Raw genomic sequence first — 16,594 nt, 5'->3', positions numbered from 1 at the left:
TGCCATGAGTGCACACCGAGAACAGACATGAACCTCGACCAGCTGACGAGCTTCATCGAGGTGGCCGACACCGGCCATTTCACGAAGGCCGCCGCCAGCCTGCACCTCGCACAGCCATCATTGAGCCGGCAGATTTCGACGTTGGAGAAGGAGCTCGGCGCCGAGCTCTTCCACCGTGCCCATGGGCACATCACGCTCACCGACGCCGGGAAGACACTGCTGCCGACGGCCATGCGGATGCTCGCCGACGCTGAGGCGGTCCGCCGTGACATGGATGAGCTCGCCGGGCTGCGGCGCGGGCGGGTCCGGCTGGGGGCGACCCCGACGCTGTGCGTGAGCCTCGTCGCCGAGGCGATCAGCAGCTTCCACCGTGAGCACCCCGGCATCGAGCTCGAACTCATGGAGAAGGGCTCACGCGAACTCGTCGAGGCGCTGGCTGCGGGCGGGCTCGATCTCGCGCTCATCACCCGCACCTTCGAGCCGAGCGCGCAGATGCCTCGACTGCGCATGCAGGGGGTCCTCGCCGAGGATCTCGTGGTCATCGCCGCCGCCGATTCCGACCTACTCAAGGGCAGGGATCGCATCACCCTCGCCGAGGTGGCCGATCTCCCCCAGGTCCTGTTCCATCACGGATACGACCTCCGGGAGGCCACCGAGGCAGCCTTCGAATCAGCGGGGCTGAGCCCGACCGTCGTCGTCGAGGGCGCGGAGATGGATGCGGTGCTGCGCTTCGTCGAACGCGGGCTGGGCGTTGCCGTCGTGCCCGCAATGGTGCTCGTCGATCGTCCCCGGCTGTCCTCGGTGCCGCTGGCCGACCCTCACCTGTCGCGCACGGTCAGCCTCGCCACCCGCGCGGACGTGCGGGCGACCAGGGCCGCCTCGGCGATGGAGTCGACGATCCTCGCCACCGCACGAGCCCTCGCCTCCGAGGACACCGGCCTGTCGCAGTTCGTCCGCGTGGTGGAGTGAGCGGTCAGCCCGGACGCGAAAGACATGAAGGGCTCTATCTTCACCGGACCATCTGCCTTAGGCTGACAGTATGACGAGGCTGAGGACCACGGTGTTGGCAAGCGCGGCTGTCGTGGCCCTCGGCGCGGGAACCGTCGCTTTCGGACTGACTCCCGCTTCGGCGGTCGATGACGACTTCGGACCGGGACCTTGCGAGGGCTCACGGTGTCCGGGGACGTTCCCTCCTCCCGGCAGCGATGTCGACGAGGGCTACCGCGATGAGGCGGTCAATGTCTATGCAGGTCAGGGCATCAGCATCTCTGGTGCGGCTGCCGAGATGGAGGGCAGAGTCGTCACGCCCGGTGGTTTCAGACTGGACAAGGACCCGGCAGGGATCTTCAATGTCGGTCTGGCCGGAGTCGGATCGCGTGTCTCACCACCTGAAGGCAGCGACTACCTCACTGTGGGCGGCAATCTGGACGTCGAAGCCTCGAACACTCTCGCTGCCGATGGCGGAGTGATCCGCATCGCCGGATCGCAGACCGGCGGCGGTACCGCTCGGGATCGGGTCGTCGTCGATACCGGAGCCGTCGACGACTATGCCAACGCCGATGACGTTCTGACGAATCGGAGCACGTGCCTGGCGACGCTGGCAGCGAACGGGACGGTCGAAGTCACCGATTCGACGGTGACGTTCAACGGCGATGGCGAGTCCGATCTGCAGATCTTCGAAACCGACGCATCCCTGCAGTCGCCCGGCGGCGGTTCGGTCGGATTCGCCTTCGCGGGCATTCCTGCGGATGCGACCGTCCTCATCAACCTCACCGGCGACGACGTGTCGGTGAACACCTACAGCGGTGACCTGAGCGACCAGGACCCCTGGAATCAGATCCGCGACCGCCTGCTGTGGAACGTGCCGAATGCCGATTCCTTCGCCATGCACGGACCGGCGCAATTCCAAGGAAGCCTATTGGCCGGCGCACCGTCGAACACGACGACACTGGCCACAGCAGGATTCAACGGGCGCCTCTTCACCGCCGGCACCCTGGTCCAGACCTCCGACGATTCGGGTGGTCAGGGCGGCGAAATCCACAACTATCCGTTCACGGGAGTCCTGCCGACCTGTGAGGAACCGCCGACCGATCCGCCGACGACGTCCGAACCGCCAACGGACCCTCCGACCACGTCGGAGCCGCCGACCGATCCCCCGACGACATCCGAACCACCCACCGACCCGCCAACAACGTCGGAACCGCCCACGGATCCTCCGACGACTTCCGAACCGCCGACAGATCCCCCGACGACATCCGAACCACCCACGGATCCTCCGACGACGTCCGAACCGCCGACAGACCCATCCACGACGACGGAGCCACCAACCGGTCCGCCGACCTCGTCGGAGGCACCGGTGCCCCCGACCACGGCAGGTCCTCCGTCGAACCCACCATCGGATCCGCCGACGGCCGGCCCGCCGTCTCCGACGTCACCGGGCGGGCCCGGCGACGACCTGCCGGTCTCCGGCTCGAACGTCGCCCCCACCCTGGCGATCAGCGCTGGATTGCTGGCGTTAGGCATCGTCATCATCGTGTCGGCTCGAATCACTTCGCGCCCGTCGTGAGGTGAACACTGCCGAGCCTCTCAGAACCAGGCGTCGTCAGAACCAGGCGTCGGCGAGCAGCCGCAGGGACTGCCGCTGCACCTCGGGATCATAGGCGTAGGTGACGGTGATGAGTTCATCGGCGCCGGTGCGCTGAACGAACTCGGCCATCTGCGCGGTCGCCGTGTCCGGGGAGCCGACAGCGCTGATCGCCAGCATCGGGCTGGTTCCGCCCTGCGCGGCAATCTCGGCCGGGTCGACCGGGGGCTGCAGCGACCGCCTGCGCCCGCTGCGCATGTCGTTAAACATCTGCTGGACGGAGGTGACCTGGCGGGCCGCCTCGGCGTCGGTGTCGGCGACCATGACGTTGATTCCGGCCATGACATAGGGTTCGTCGATCTGCGCGGTCGGGGCCTCGGTGGTGAAGGAATCGCGGTACGTCTTGATCGCGATGTCGATCTGGTCGGGCGCGAAGTGCGAGGCCAGCGAGAACGGCAGACCGAGCTGGCCGGCGATCGAGGCTCCGTTCATCGTCGATCCGAGCACCCAAATCGGCACGTCCATCCCCGCCGAGACGGCGGACTTGATCGGAGTGGTGTGGGCCTGCCCGGTATCGGAGAACCATCCCTGCATGTCGTAGATGTTCTGCGCGAAGTCCTGCGGTTCTGCCGAGGATCGGGCGAGCGCCTGCGCCGTCATCGCGTCCGTGCCAGGCGCCCGGCCGAGGCCTAGGTCGATGCGGTCACCGTGGATGTTCGCCAGCGTTCCGTACTGCTCGGCGACCATGAGCGGGGCATGGTTGGGTAGCATCACCCCGCCGGATCCGACCCGGATCTTCTCCGTCACCGAGGCGGCCTGCGAGATGAGCAGGGCCGTGGCGCTGGCCGCCAGCCCCATTGTGTTGTGGTGTTCGGCGAACCACAGCCGCGTGTATCCGAGTTCGTCGGCCAGCCTCGCCGAGGTCATCGATTCCGCGATCGCCTCACGAGCGGTGGATCCGTCGCGGATGTAGACGAGGTCGAGGATATTCAGCGGAACGGACACGGTGCGGGGCCTTTCGACCGGTGGATGCCGGACGCCCTCAGCGAAGAGAACGTCCGACCAGGGCAACAGTCCACCGCGACAGTTCTATTCCGCGTGCGACCGGCGACCGCGACCGATCACTTCTTGAGGATGTCCTCGATGCCGCTCTCGGTGTTCAGCCATTCGAGGCTGGCGGGGCTCGCCGCGTTGATCGCTGCGGCGAAGTTCTCGTCGATGAACATCGCCGAGTCGTTCTTCACCGACGGCAGATCCTCATATGCAGGGTTGTCTTCGACGAGCTTCTTGCCGTCATCGTCGAGGGGCCAGATGAAGAGGTAATCAGCATCGAGCTCGTTCATCTTCTCCGTGGACAGCGCAGCGTTGTTGACCTCGTCGGTCGTCTGGTGTTTGCCGGGCTTGAGTCCGTAGAGTTCGAGCGGCTTCGCGTTGCCGAAGTAGATATCGCCCTTCTGCGGGGAGATCAGCTGGTACGTCTTACCCGTGACGCCGAGTTCGTCACCGGCGGACTCAAGGTCGTGCTTCGTCTTGTCGATGAGATCATCGACCTCTTTGTCCTTTCCGAGTGCCGTGCCGACTGCCTTCGCGGTGTCGTCCCAGTCAGGGTTGGCCGCATCGGAATCCGGTGTGACGATCGGGGCGATGGCCGAGAGCTGCTTGTACACCGAATCGTCGGTGACATTCCACGGTGCTGCCAGGATGAGGTCGGGCTCGAGATCGGCGACGTTCTCGACGTTGACCGCGAACGACTGCCCGTCGACGAGCGAGTCATCGGCGACATCGCCGAGGAGGTCCTGCTCCCAGGGATAGAGTCCGTTCGATCCGGTGGCCACTACCCCCGCGACTGCGACCGGCTTGCGACCCAGCGCTGCGGCCGTGTCGGCAGCAGCCGCGTTGATCGCCACGATCCGCTTCGCATCCTTCGGAACCTCGACCTCGCCCCGACCTGTCGGCACGGTGATCGTTGCCGATTCGTCTGCCTCATCGGCGGCGGAGCTGCCGCACCCGCCCAGCGCCAACGATCCCACGACAAGCACCGATACGAACGCACCGACTGACTTCTTCATCTCAATCCCTCTCTCAGGAGCATTTTAGGTCAGGCTAACCTGAAACCTAGCGGACGGGCGCGTGTCCGACAAGAGGAGGCCGCTCGCCGAGCCGCCGGCCATTCTCTCCACGACCCCGAGAGGATACGCTGGACGGTACTGGCCCTCACGCACAGGAGGAACCGTGGAATCCACGGCGTACCCGCATCGATCCGCTCAGCCTTCTCTGCGGTCTGGCCGGCACCGCCGGACACCGGGCCGGAGCCGACTCACCGGAATCGCGTTCGCCGTGACCGCCCTGCTCACGGCCTGCTCTACGGGCTCCGGCGAGACCGACGATCGGGACGGACGCGAGCCGGGAGCCACCTCGGCGGGGGCCGACTCCGGGTCGTCAAGCACGCGGTCGGGATCGGATTCCGCTGCGGGAGCACCGGATGCCGACTCACCGGAGGTCGTCAGCACCGGGCTCGATGCCCCGTGGTCGGTCGCCTTCACCGGCGAAACGCCCCTGGTCAGCGAGCGCGATTCCGGACGCATCCTCGAGATCTCAGGTGGCGGGCAGGCGCGGGAGATCGGTCGCATCGACGAGGTCTCCGCGGGAGGCGAAGCCGGCCTTCACGGTCTTGCCGTCGACGACGACCGACTCTATGCCTTCTACGCCGCCGGCACGGAGAATCGGATCGTCAGGTTCGACCTCCTCGGCGAGGCGGGAGATCTGTCGCTGGGTGAGGAAGAGACGATCGTCGACGGACTGCCCACGGCGAATTTCCACAACGGCGGGCGCCTGGCCTTCGGGCCCGATGGGATGCTGTACGCCACGCTCGGCGACACCGGCGATCGTGACAGTGCGCAGGACGAGGACGCCCTGTCGGGGAAGATCCTGCGCATGACGCCCGACGGCGAAACCCCAGAGGACAACCCCTTCGGCGATTCCCTCGTCTACAGCATGGGCCACCGGAACCCGCAGGGGCTCGGCTGGGATGACGAGGGCACGATGTACGCCGCGGAATTCGGGCAGGACACGTGGGATGAACTCAACGTCATCGAGCCAGGCGGCAACTACGGTTGGCCCGAGGTCGAAGGCATCGCCGAGGATGGCGACAGTGGCGGCGGTACCGCTGGTGACGATGGCGGCACCGATGGCGGTACGAACGGCGGCGGCACAGGGTCCGGTGGCCGTGCGGGCGACGGCGAATTCATCGACCCGGTGCAGCAGTGGTCGACAGACGAAGCGAGCCCCAGCGGACTGGCCGTCACCGAGGAGTCCATCGTCATCGCGGGGCTGCGCGGTGAACGCCTGCACCAAATAGCCCTTGACGACCTCGCCGACTCCACTGCGCTGTGGACCGGAGAATACGGCCGTCTGCGCGATGTGGTGCAGGCTCCCGACGGTTCACTGTATGTGCTGACGAACAACACCGACGGCCGCGGAGACCCCGGCCCGGACGACGACCGACTGCTGCGCTTCGCCCTGTGACGGGCTGCGCTTCGCCCCGTGACGGGGTCGATGCCGCCTCACCAACGCCTCGTTCAAGCGTGCGTGTATGTCGATCGGCCCGCCTTTCGACAGCACGCTCATCTATCGATAGGTGCACGGTTCAACAGATGAGCTGCGCCTTGAACGAGCAGCAAGACGCCCTCCGAAAACCCCGCAGATGCACCGAGGCCCCGAACGCGAGCTGCGTTCGGGGCCTCGTGAACGGTGATACTGCGGTATGACAGGTGATGCCGCGGCAGCAGTGCCTCAGTCGCCCTTGGTGCCGGGCAGGCCCTTGGACTTGCGGCGCATGAGGAGGACGACGATGACGATGATCGCCAGGCCGCCGACAGAGAGGAGCACGATCATCGGCGTCGACATTCCGGAATCGCTGCCGGTGGATTCGCCGATCTCGCCGCGGTCCTCGTTGTTCTTGCCCGGCTCGTCGACGACTCCGCCGCCGAGTCCGGCCTTCGTCGATTCCTCGACCGAACCGCCGGCGCCTTCGGAGTCCTTGATCGTGAACGAGTAGTCCCCGGAGATCGGGTGGCCGTCCTGCGAGACCACTCGCCAGGTGACCTTGTAGTCGCCGGGCTTGAGGTCATCGGGCAGGGCGACCGACAGCTTCTTGCCCTCAACAGTCAGCTCACCAGCGGAGACGTCCTTGCCGTCGACGACGACGGTGACCTCGGAGCCGACCTCCTGGATGTTGCCGGAGAAGGTCATCTCGAGCCACTCCGGCTGCCGATCGAGTTCGGCCCCGTCCTCGGGATTCGACGACACCAGCTGGTCGTGCGCACTGACGGCGGGCGCAAACGCGAACACGCTCATCGCTGCCACCAGCACAGCGGCGAAGCCCATTCTGAGAGCGGACCACTTCGTTCGAGCGGCGGATCGAGTCATGAGAGATTCTCCTTCAAGGCGTACCTGGGTTATCGGCCGGGCCGACACGCTTCTGCCTACCAGTATCGCCGAGAGGCCGCCGCCAACGCATACAGTCGGTCGGTGATTCCCGGCACGGACACCTCGATTGTCTCAAGAGTTTCTTCGAAATCCTTCAATTCCCCGTACCACGGATCCTCGACGTCGGGGGCAGGTGCACCGTCGGAGGCGGGCACCCCGTCGACGCTCGCCGAGGCGGCCCCGCCCTCACCGACGCCGCCCGCGGTCGCATCGCCTCCCGCACCGGGGGCGTCGGTCACCCGCGGATCGAACTCGCGCAGCATCCGCAGCTCAGGGGCCGCCTCGGCGGGCAGATCTGCGATCATCCGCTTCAGGGCACGGTAGTGGCGGGCGGTCATCGCCACGGCCAGATCGCGGTCGGCCAGCCATTCGGGGGTGATCCGGCGGGCGACATGATCATCGGTGCGGTAGCCGGCGGCGGCGAGCACACGCGCCTGACGTGGGTCGATGGGGTTGCCGGCCTCCTCGTCGCTGATTCCGGCGGAGTCGACGACCGCCTCGGCGCCGTTGACGGCAAGATGATGTTCGAGCACGCGTTCGGCGGTGACGGACCGGCAGATGTTTCCGGTGCACACGAACACGACGGATGCCATACTCATTCGCTCCTCCTCATCGATGCTGCGCCGCGGATTCTCAGCGCGGATCGCCCACCGATCACGATACTGTTGGACCATGACTTCTCAAACCTCATCCAGCGCGATTCGGCCTCAGGACGACCTCTACCGGCACATCAACGGTGAGTGGATCGATTCCTTCACCATCCCCGACGACCGCGCCGGTGACGGAGCGATGCGGGAGCTCTTCGACACCGCCGAGACCAAGGTCCGCGACATCATCACCTCCGTCTCCGATACCCCGCAGGAACCCGGAACCGAGGGCCAGAAGGTCGCCGACCTCTACACCTCGTTCATGGATGTCGACCACATCAATGAACTCGGCGTCGCACCGCTGGAGTCGACGTTCGCGGCCATCGACGCCGCCGAGGACAAGTCGGAGCTCGCGGCCCTGCTGGCCAGGCTCGAGACCGAGGGAATCGGGGGTGTGCTCGGCGGGTACGTCACCGCGGATGCCAAGGACTCCGACGTCTACGCCCTCTACCTCGTCCAGGCCGGCATCTCCCTGCCCGATGAGGACTACTACTTCAACGACGACCACGCCGAGGTGCGGGCGAAGTTCCTCGCGCATGTGCAGAAGATCGCCGCGCTGGCCGGGCTCGGTGAGAAGTCCGGGATCTCCGACGCCGAGGTGGCCGCGAAGGTGATGGCGTTCGAAACCGAGATCGCCCGCCACCATTGGGACCGGGTGGCCTGCCGGGATGCGGAGAAGACCTACAACAAGTACTCGATCGCCGAGCTGCGCGACCTCGGTCCGGAGTTCGACTTCGACTCGTACCTGGGTATCCTCACCGCCGATGCCGCGGACCTGAAGTACCTCGTGGTCTCCCAGCCCTCGTTCGTCACGGGCATGGCGAAGGTGTGGGCCGAGACCGACCTCGAGACGATCAAGACGTGGCTGCGCTTCGTCGTCGTCTCCGACACCGCCTCCCTGCTCTCCGACGAGTTCGTCGAGGAGAACTTCGACTTCAACTCCCGCACCCTCTCCGGCACTCCGGCCCTGCGGGAACGCTGGAAGCGCGGGGTCAGCCTCGTCGAGGGCTACCTCGGTGAGGCCGTGGGCAAACTCTACGTCGCAGCCGAGTTCCCGCCCGAGGCCAAGGACGCCATCGACCACCTCGTGGGGATGCTCATCAAGGCCTACGACGCCTCGATCCGGGACCTCGACTGGATGAGTGAGGAGACGAAGGACAAGGCGCTGGTCAAGCTCTCGAAGTTCACGCCGAAGGTCGGCTACCCCGAAGTGTGGCGGGAATACCCGGCCGCCATCGACGCCTCCGACCTCGTCGGGAACGTGCGTCGCTGCTCGCAGGCCGAGCATGTGCGGCAGGTGAAGCGGATCGGCGGGCCGATCGACCGCTCGGAATGGCTGATGACCCCGCAGACGGTCAACGCCTACTACCACCCGGTGATGAACGAGATCGTCTTCCCGGCCGCGATCCTGCAGCCGCCGTTCTTCGACGCCGAGGGCGACGTGGCGGCGAACTTCGGTGCGATCGGCGCGGTCATCGGCCACGAGATCGGGCACGGCTTCGACGATCAGGGATCGCGCTACGACGGTGACGGCAACCTCGTCGACTGGTGGACGGAATCGGATCGGACCCTGTTCGAGGAGCGCACGAACGCACTCATCGACCAGTACGGAGCCCTGGTGCCGGCCGGACTGGATGCCGGCCAGCACGTCAACGGGGCGCTGACGGTCGGCGAGAACATCGGCGACCTCGGTGGTCTGTCGATCGGGTGGAAGGCGCTCGAGCTCGAACTCGGTGAGCGGGCCGGGACACCCGGCGTGCCGGTGGCCCCGTCGGCGGAGCAGGCGAAGACGTTCTTCGAAGCGTGGGCGAAGGCGTGGCGGTCGAAGATGCGCACCGAAGAGCGCGTGCGCAGGCTCTCGATCGACCCGCACTCGCCGGAGGAGTTCCGCTGCAACCAGGTCGTGAAGAACATGACGGCCTTCCACGACACCTACGAGGTAGCAGAGGGCGACAGAATGCATCTCGACCCCGCCGACCGAGTCACCATCTGGTAATTGCTACCTGACGGCGGCCCAACAACCTTGCGCCAGGTTGCTGGGCCGCCGTCAGGTGGTTCTGGGGGGGGGGTGGAGCGTGGGCGCGTCTCGCGCCCGTGGGTCACCGGTGGTGGCGGATGAGCGCGACCATGCGGTAGTCGAATTCCTGCCAGCTGGTGATCGGACTCTTGGCCTCCATCGCCGCGGCGAATTCCTCGACCTCGGTGCGTTCGGATTCGAGCGGAATATCGAAGGGCATCTCGACATAGAGCAGTCCGCTGGCGTCCTCGTGGACGACCTCGAAGCCGGCCTTCGTCGGTTCGAGCTCGTGGTTCATCACGATGAGCAGCCGATCCGCCGACGCCTCGTATTCGACGTCGATGCCGTCGTCGTAGCCCTGCTGAGAGCGCAGCTCCCGCTGAGCCTGGATGACGAACGCGGAGTACGCGCCGATCCCGATGACCGGGATCCGCGAGGTCAGCGCCTCGGTGGCGACGTCGATGAGTCGCGACCGCGCCTTGCGACCCAGCGGCGCGAGGTCGCCACCGGACATCGCGACCCCGTCGAAGCCGACGAGCGAGACCTTCTCCTCGTCCTGGGCGGGGTTGAGGATGGTGATGTCGAGGCCGAAGCGGGAGTACCAGGGACGGGTCACCTCGGCGCTGTCTTCGTCCCACCAGACGTAGAACAGGAACGGGACGTTGATCCCGGCCTCCGAATAGAAGAACGGGGGACGCCGCTCACCTGCGGTGACGTCGAATGGTACGACGTTGCCCTCGATCGGGGCGGGGCAGGTGGCGAACGAGGTGAACGCGAACGGGTAGTTGACCGCGCGGTTGAAATCGATGACGAGCGAACCGTCCTGATTCGGCACACCGAGGTCGATGGTCCGCCACGCCGAGGTGGTCTTGCCGTTGGTGCCGTCGTGGAAGTCCAACTGGAGCCCAGTCTTCGGGCATCCGGTGGCGAGCAGGCTGACTTCGCCCTGTTTGGTCTCGAAGGTCACCGTTCCGGCTGCCTGGGTCTGCAGCCGCAGGTCCTCCTGCGCGGTTTCGATCGTGTGGGTCGGGAAGGGGTCGAAGCGAGTGAACCGTCCGAGGAAGACGAAGTCCGGGTCCGGATCGAAGGCAGGAACCTCGAAGAACTTGCCGAGCAGCGGTGACTTCGAATCGCGCACGCGCACGCCGATGCGCCCGCCCCGATCGATGAGTTCGTAGAGCACGCTGCCGACGGTGAACCAGTTGAGCGATCCGCCGGCGGGCAGTTGAGCGCTGAAGCCGTTGTCCTCGACGCGGACCTGCGGGCGTTCGGGCGCGGGTTCCGCACCGTCTTCGGCGGCGAGCCGTTCGGTCACGGTCGGCATAGTCGACGTGTCGCTGGGCACAGACGGGCTCGTCGCCCTGGTCACCCCGCCGCCGGCACTGTTCCCGCTGCCGGCACCGCCGGCACCGTTCCCGCCGGCCGCACCGCCGTTCCCGGCACCACCACCCGCCCGGCTCATGAGGTCGAAGGTCTCTGCGGCTGGTCCGGCCTTGGTGCCGGACTCGAGGGCAACGGTGACCCAGCCGTCGCTGAGCGTGAAAGTACCGGGAGCGCCGGGCCACGTCGATTCCTGGTCGAGCCAGTGGAGTCCGACGACGCTGAGCCAGCCGAAGGGTTTCGCCAGTGCCGAGTTTCGTGAGTCGCGCCAGGTGTTCCACTCAGTCACGAACTGGTTCACGTCGAACACTCCTTGCTGTCGCTGCCGCGGTCACCGGGTCGGGGATCGCCCGCCGCAGGCACCGAATCCGGAAGAACCCGGCGCCTGGGACACAACCCTTTGTCATCCAAACTACCGCAAAGGATAGGCTGGGGAAATGAGTGAATCGCACCCGAGCCCCGACACCGCCGCGCAGACGGTCGCCGACCTCACAGACTTCGTCAGCGCCTCCCCCAGCTCCTATCACGCGGCCGCCACGGTTGCCGCACGCTTGGATGCGGCCGGGTTCTCCCGCCTCGACGAAACGCTGACCTGGGCGCTGACGCCCGGGTCCGGGCACTACGTCGTCCGCGACGGCGCGATCATCGCGTGGATCAACCCCACGACCACCGCCGAGGCTGTCCCAGGGTTCCGCGTCTTCGGTTCCCACACGGATTCCCCCGCCTTCAAACTCAAACCCGGCGAGGAGTACATCGCCGAGGGCGTGCGCCAGGTCGGCGTCGAAATCTACGGCGGACCGCTGCTGAACTCGTGGCTCGACCGCGAGCTTGCCTTCGCCGGCCGCCTCAGCCTCGCCGACGGTCGTGTCGTGCTCGCCCGCACCGGCCCGATCGCCAGGATCCCGCAGCTGGCCATCCACCTCGACCGACAGGTCAATGATGGTCTGACCTTGGACAAGCAGCGCCACACAGCGCCGGTGATCGGCCTGGCCGACCTCGCCGAGGCCGATGTCATCGACCTCCTCGCCGCCTCCGCCGAGGTGGACCCTGAGTCGGTCGTCGGACACGACGTCTACACGATCCCGGCCCAGGAGTCTGGCCGTTTCGGTGCGCGTGAGGAGTTCTTCGCCTCGCCGAGGTTGGACAACCTCCTGTCCGTCCACGCCGGTGTCAGCGCGCTGGCCGACGTCGATGCGGATCGCCTCGATGCCATCGCCCTGTTCGCTGCCTTCGACCATGAGGAGATCGGGTCGAACTCGCGGTCGGGTGCGTGCGGGCCTTTCCTCGCCGACGTCACCGAGCGCATCATCGCCTCCCTGCTGCCGAACTCGACGCGCAGCGACTACCTCGCCGCTCTCGCTGCTTCGGTGTGCGTGTCCTCGGACGCCGGGCATGCCGCCCACCCGAACTATCCGGAACGGCACGATCCGCATGTCCGCCCCCGCCTCGGCGGTGGTCCGCTGCTCAAGCTCAATGCTCAGCAGCGCTATGCCACGGATGCCGTGGGCACGGCGGTGTGGTCGCGGGCGTGCGCGGCGGCAGGGGTCGAATACCAGGACTTCGTGTCGAACAATGCAATGCCGTGCGGGTCGACGATCGGCCCGCTCACGGCGACACGTCTGGGCATGACGACCGTCGACGTGGGGCCGGCCCTGTACTCGATGCATTCGGCCCGCGAGATGGTCGCGGTCTCTGACGTCGTCGCCCTCGGCGCAGTCGCGAAGACGTTCCTCCAGGGAGCCTGACCAGATTTCTGCCCCACCGCTTCGGCACGCCCGCCCCACGCGCGTCGTTCAAGATGGAGCACTTCTGTCGATAGGCCAACGAGCCGAAGTGTGCGCGCCCGCTTGATCGAGGCTCATGCGGCGTCGTTCAAGGCGCAGCGCGGATATGTGCCTTCTCATCGAACTCGCCACCGTCGTTCAAGGCGAAGCGCTTCTGTCGAACGGTGCGAGGCTCCACAAGTGCGCTCCGCCTTGAACGAGCGGCGCGGGCCGAACGAACTGCTCGAACTGCCCCGCCCATTCCGCCGAGTTTGTCCTCATCACAGCAGTCGTGATACGAATTGCACGACCCCACGGGAGCCCACTGCAAGGGCTGAGATCGGACTGGATCGTCCGAGACCGTAGAACCTGATCCGGTTGATACCGGCGTAGGAAGTGAGGACTGCAGATGACTGCATTCACCCCTGAAACAACTGCCCCTGCCACGACTTCGCGCACCGCGTCCGACCCACAGGCAGACCCCACCTTGCACAATGCATCCGCGCCGCTCGATGGCCCAGCAGCCTCCGAAAACACCACTGCGGAATCCGAGGCCCGCGAACCGTTCACCCTCGAGCAGTATGCGACGCATTCTCCGGCGTGGCTCGAAGACACCGAGCACGACATCCGCGTGCCCGTCACCCGCATCGAACTCGATGACTCCAACGGACGGGCCAACGACCCCGTCGAGGTCTACCGCACCGTCGGTCCGGGCAGCGTCCCCGAGGAGGGACTGCCGGCGCTGCGGTTCCCCTGGATCGACTCCCGCCTCGACAGCGAAACCTACGAAGCCCGCGGCCACCTCATCGCCGATGACGGACGCGCCGCCGTCCGCCGAGGTGCGCCCTCGCAGCAGTGGAAGGGTCGAAAACCGGTTCCTCGCCGTGCCAAGCAGGGGCGGACGGTCACCCAGATGCACTACGCCCGCCAGGGCGTCATCACCCCGGAGATGCGCTTCGTCGCCTTGCGCGAGCAGTGCGAAGTCGAGCTCGTCCGCTCGGAGCTCGCCGCCGGCCGTGCGATCATCCCGAACAACATCAACCATCCCGAGTCCGAACCGATGATCATCGGCAAGGCCTTCCTCGTCAAGATCAACGCGAACATCGGCAATTCCGCCGTCACCAGCTCCATCGCCGAGGAGGTGCAGAAGCTGCGATGGGCCGCAAAGTGGGGCGCCGACACCCTCATGGACCTCTCGACCGGAAACGACATCCACACCACCCGGGAGTGGATCATCCGCAACTCCCCCATCCCCATCGGCACGGTCCCGATCTACCAGGCTCTGGAGAAGGTCGACGGTGATGCGAACGCGCTGACCTGGGAGATCTACCGAGACACCGTCATCGAGCAGTGCGAGCAGGGCGTGGACTACATGACCGTCCATGCCGGTGTGCTGCTGCGCTACGTGCCCCTCACGGCCGATCGGGTCACCGGAATGGTCTCCCGCGGCGGATCGATCATGGCCGGCTGGTGCTTGGCGCACCACGAAGAGAACTTCCTCTACACCCACTTCGATGAGCTGTGCGAGATCTTCGCCCGCTACGACGTCGCGTTCTCACTCGGCGACGGGCTGCGGCCGGGCTCGATCGCCGATGCCAACGACGCCGCCCAGTTCGCCGAGCTCGACACCCTCGCCGAACTCACCGAACGCGCGTGGGCTCACGACGTCCAGGTCATGGTCGAGGGGCCAGGACACATTCCGCTCCACATGGTGCGCGAGAACGTCGAACGACAGCAGGAGCTCTGCCACGGGGCGCCGTTCTACACCTTGGGTCCGCTGGTGACCGACATCGCGCCCGGCTACGATCACATCACCTCGGCGATCGGGGCGACCGAGATCGCCCGCTACGGCACGGCGATGCTCTGTTATGTCACCCCGAAGGAGCACCTCGGCCTGCCCGACCGCGACGACGTCAAGGCCGGGGTCATCACCTATAAGATCGCCGCGCATGCCGCGGATGTGGCAAAAGGCCACCCGGGCGCGACGGCCAGGGACGATGCGCTGTCGAAGGCACGGTTCGAGTTCCGGTGGCGTGATCAGTTCGCCCTCGGCCTCGATCCGGAGACCGCCGAGGCGTTCCACGACGAGACGCTGCCCGCGGAACCGGCGAAGACCGCGCACTTCTGTTCGATGTGCGGGCCGAAGTTCTGCTCGATGCGCATCTCTCAGGACATCCGAGACACCTACGGCAGCGCCGAGGCGCAGGCGGCCTTGGCGGGGCTGCAGCAGAAGAGCCGCGAGTTCCTCGCCTCGGGCGGCAAGGTCTACCTCCCCGAACCGACGATCGGCCCCGACGAGAGCTGAGCGCGAGATCTGCCCACCTCGTTCAAGGCGTGGCGCGGATATGGACCGCTCCCTCGGACTCGCGGCTCCTTCCCAACGTCGTTCAAGGCGCAGCGCATCTGTCGACCGGTGCACGAATCGACAACCGCGCTGCGCCTTGAACGAGCGACAGACAGGAGAATACTGCGCACCTCACCCCCTCATCGAGCTTCGTCGCTTCGCCGCACCTAGTCGACGCACCGCACCTTGTCGCCGCACCTTCCCCATCACCACACCTCGTACGGCTTGACCGCAGAATTTACAGACTTGTAAGTTCAAAGCGTGGACCTGTCCCCATCGGGCGAGCGCATTCTTCAGACCGCCACTGCCCTCTTCTACGCCGAAGGTGTCAACGCCATCGGTGTCGACCGCATCGTCGCGGAGTCTGGGGTGTCGAAGCCGACGCTCTACGCGCACTTCGGGTCGAAGTCGGGGCTCATCGCCGAGGTGCTGCGACGCCGGCGTGAGACGTCTGAGTCCGCCATCGCCGAGGTTCTCGCAACCTCGGCTAGCTCCCCCGGCGGTCGCGTGCTCGCCCTGTTCGATTGGTTCATCGAGGATCATGCCAAACCGGGCTTCCGCGGGTGCCCCTTCACCATCGCCGCCGCCGAGCTGCCAGACCCGAACCACCCGGCCCGCGCCGAGATCGCCGCCTACAAAACCTGGCTCCAGTCGACCCTGGCTGAGCTCGCCGCCGCCGACGGCCTCGACGACCCTCAGCGATGGGGATCGGCGCTCATGTTCCTCGTCGACGGAGCGAACGCGCGGGTCATCACCGCCGGTGACCGGACGGCGATGGTTGAGGCCCGCCGGGTCGCAGCGACGATGATCGACGCGGCCCGACCGAGCGCTGCCGCTGCCGCTTCGACCACCACCGCCGCTCCAACCACGACTCCCGTCACACACTCGACGTCCACCTCGCCAGCCGCTTCACCAGCCACAACGGCCGCCAGAACATCACCAACAAAGGAGACTCGATGACCGATGCACTCGCCGCCGGACTCACGCACCGCATGGAGTACACCGTCCCGCCGGAGAGGACCGTCCCGCACATCCTCCCTGAGGCACCCGGGTTCGCCGAGATGCCCGACGTCCTCGCCACCGGTTATATGGTCGCCATCGTCGAATGGGCATGCGTCGAATCGATCAAGGACCACCTCGGCGAGGATGATCTCACCCTGGGCACCCACGTCGACCTCACCCATCAGGCCCCCACGGTTCCGGGGTCGATGGTGACGATCGATGTCACCGTGACGCACGCGGATCGCCGCAGCCTCGAATTCGCTGTCGAAGCCCGCGACGAGCATTCCGTCATCAGCGTCGGCACACACAAGCGCGGCATCGTCAGCCGGTCACGCTTCGATGAGCGCATCGCCGCGCAGACCGGCTGAC

At 66.5% G+C, this 16,594-nt stretch carries 13 protein-coding genes and 1 riboswitch; of the genes, 8 read left to right on the top strand and 5 right to left on the bottom strand.

The annotated features are described in order from the left end of the window. Nucleotides 1-27: 27 nt before the first annotated feature. Nucleotides 28-969, top strand: a complete 942-nt coding sequence (locus tag HK401_RS18615; RefSeq protein WP_181276148.1) for a LysR family transcriptional regulator — start codon at nt 28-30, stop codon at nt 967-969. A gap of 70 nt (nt 970-1,039) precedes the next feature. Further along, a complete protein-coding gene (locus HK401_RS18610) occupies nt 1,040-2,566 on the top strand; it encodes a choice-of-anchor A family protein (RefSeq protein WP_181276147.1) in 1,527 nt (508 codons plus the stop codon). A 36-nt stretch (nt 2,567-2,602) separates the two neighbouring features. Here HK401_RS18610 and HK401_RS18605 read toward each other — a convergent pair whose 3' ends face one another. After that, nucleotides 2,603-3,589, bottom strand: a complete 987-nt coding sequence (locus HK401_RS18605; protein WP_181276146.1) for an LLM class flavin-dependent oxidoreductase — start codon at nt 3,587-3,589, stop codon at nt 2,603-2,605. 116 nt (nt 3,590-3,705) lie between these two features. Continuing rightward, on the bottom strand, nt 3,706-4,653 hold the full coding sequence (locus tag HK401_RS18600; protein WP_181276145.1) for an ABC transporter substrate-binding protein: 948 nt from the start codon (nt 4,651-4,653) through the stop codon (nt 3,706-3,708). 163 nt (nt 4,654-4,816) lie between these two features. On the opposite strand from HK401_RS18600, the gene HK401_RS18595 reads away from it, so the two are divergent. Further along, complete coding sequence (locus tag HK401_RS18595) at nt 4,817-6,109, top strand: PQQ-dependent sugar dehydrogenase (RefSeq protein WP_309136046.1); 1,293 nt, start codon at nt 4,817-4,819, stop codon at nt 6,107-6,109. Nucleotides 6,110-6,376: 267 nt separating this feature from the next. On the opposite strand, the gene HK401_RS18590 is transcribed toward HK401_RS18595, so the two are convergent. Together HK401_RS18590 and HK401_RS18585 are read right to left on the bottom strand one after the other, a co-directional pair. Beyond that, entirely contained in the window at nt 6,377-7,012 is a 636-nt protein-coding gene (locus HK401_RS18590) for a copper resistance CopC family protein (RefSeq protein ID WP_181276144.1), read from the bottom strand. A gap of 56 nt (nt 7,013-7,068) precedes the next feature. After that, nucleotides 7,069-7,671, bottom strand: coding sequence for a low molecular weight protein-tyrosine-phosphatase (locus HK401_RS18585; protein ID WP_181276143.1), 603 nt, complete (start codon nt 7,669-7,671; stop codon nt 7,069-7,071). A 73-nt stretch (nt 7,672-7,744) separates the two neighbouring features. Here HK401_RS18585 and HK401_RS18580 point away from each other — a divergent pair, with 73 nt between their 5' ends. Further along, nucleotides 7,745-9,715 (top strand): M13 family metallopeptidase, encoded by a 1,971-nt coding sequence (locus HK401_RS18580; RefSeq protein ID WP_181276142.1) that lies wholly within the window; start codon nt 7,745-7,747, stop codon nt 9,713-9,715. Between the two features lie 103 nt (nt 9,716-9,818). On the opposite strand, the gene HK401_RS18575 is transcribed toward HK401_RS18580, so the two are convergent. Next, nucleotides 9,819-11,417, bottom strand: coding sequence for a DUF1684 domain-containing protein (locus HK401_RS18575; RefSeq protein WP_309136045.1), 1,599 nt, complete (start codon nt 11,415-11,417; stop codon nt 9,819-9,821). A 136-nt stretch (nt 11,418-11,553) separates the two neighbouring features. On the opposite strand from HK401_RS18575, the gene HK401_RS18570 reads away from it, so the two are divergent. The 4 genes from HK401_RS18570 to HK401_RS18555 all read left to right on the top strand — a co-directional run bounded on the left by HK401_RS18570 (nt 11,554) and on the right by HK401_RS18555 (nt 16,593). Further along, nucleotides 11,554-12,861, top strand: a complete 1,308-nt coding sequence (locus HK401_RS18570) for a M18 family aminopeptidase (RefSeq protein ID WP_181276140.1) — start codon at nt 11,554-11,556, stop codon at nt 12,859-12,861. Nucleotides 12,862-13,184: 323 nt separating this feature from the next. Next, nucleotides 13,185-13,293, top strand: a riboswitch (TPP riboswitch). Then, on the top strand, nt 13,289-15,184 hold the full coding sequence (thiC, locus tag HK401_RS18565) for a phosphomethylpyrimidine synthase ThiC (RefSeq protein WP_258234329.1): 1,896 nt from the start codon (nt 13,289-13,291) through the stop codon (nt 15,182-15,184). It overlaps the preceding riboswitch by 5 nt. A gap of 300 nt (nt 15,185-15,484) precedes the next feature. Then, a complete protein-coding gene (locus HK401_RS18560; protein ID WP_181276139.1) occupies nt 15,485-16,183 on the top strand; it encodes a TetR/AcrR family transcriptional regulator in 699 nt (232 codons plus the stop codon). Beyond that, nucleotides 16,180-16,593 (top strand): thioesterase family protein, encoded by a 414-nt coding sequence (locus tag HK401_RS18555; RefSeq protein WP_181276138.1) that lies wholly within the window; start codon nt 16,180-16,182, stop codon nt 16,591-16,593. Before HK401_RS18560 ends, HK401_RS18555 begins: the two co-directional genes overlap by 4 nt. Nucleotide 16,594: the final 1 nt, after the last annotated feature.

The organism is Brevibacterium oceani, assembly GCF_013623835.1.
GTDB classification, from domain to species: Bacteria; Actinomycetota; Actinomycetes; order Actinomycetales; family Brevibacteriaceae; genus Brevibacterium; species Brevibacterium oceani.
This window is presented reverse-complemented; position numbering and strand designations above follow the sequence as displayed.

Bases quoted from the DNA above. Each gene is read 5' to 3' on its own strand.
- HK401_RS18615 (WP_181276148.1), top strand. From the start codon at position 28: ATGAACCTCGACCAGCTGACGAGCTTCATCGAGGTGGCCGACACCGGC.
- HK401_RS18610 (WP_181276147.1), top strand. From the start codon at position 1,040: ATGACGAGGCTGAGGACCACGGTGTTGGCAAGCGCGGCTGTCGTGGCC.
- HK401_RS18600 (WP_181276145.1), bottom strand. From the start codon at position 4,653: ATGAAGAAGTCAGTCGGTGCGTTCGTATCGGTGCTTGTCGTGGGATCG.
- HK401_RS18590 (WP_181276144.1), bottom strand. From the start codon at position 7,012: ATGACTCGATCCGCCGCTCGAACGAAGTGGTCCGCTCTCAGAATGGGC.
- HK401_RS18585 (WP_181276143.1), bottom strand. From the start codon at position 7,671: ATGAGTATGGCATCCGTCGTGTTCGTGTGCACCGGAAACATCTGCCGG.
- HK401_RS18580 (WP_181276142.1), top strand. From the start codon at position 7,745: ATGACTTCTCAAACCTCATCCAGCGCGATTCGGCCTCAGGACGACCTC.
- HK401_RS18570 (WP_181276140.1), top strand. From the start codon at position 11,554: ATGAGTGAATCGCACCCGAGCCCCGACACCGCCGCGCAGACGGTCGCC.
- thiC (WP_258234329.1), top strand. From the start codon at position 13,289: ATGACTGCATTCACCCCTGAAACAACTGCCCCTGCCACGACTTCGCGC.
- HK401_RS18555 (WP_181276138.1), top strand. From the start codon at position 16,180: ATGACCGATGCACTCGCCGCCGGACTCACGCACCGCATGGAGTACACC.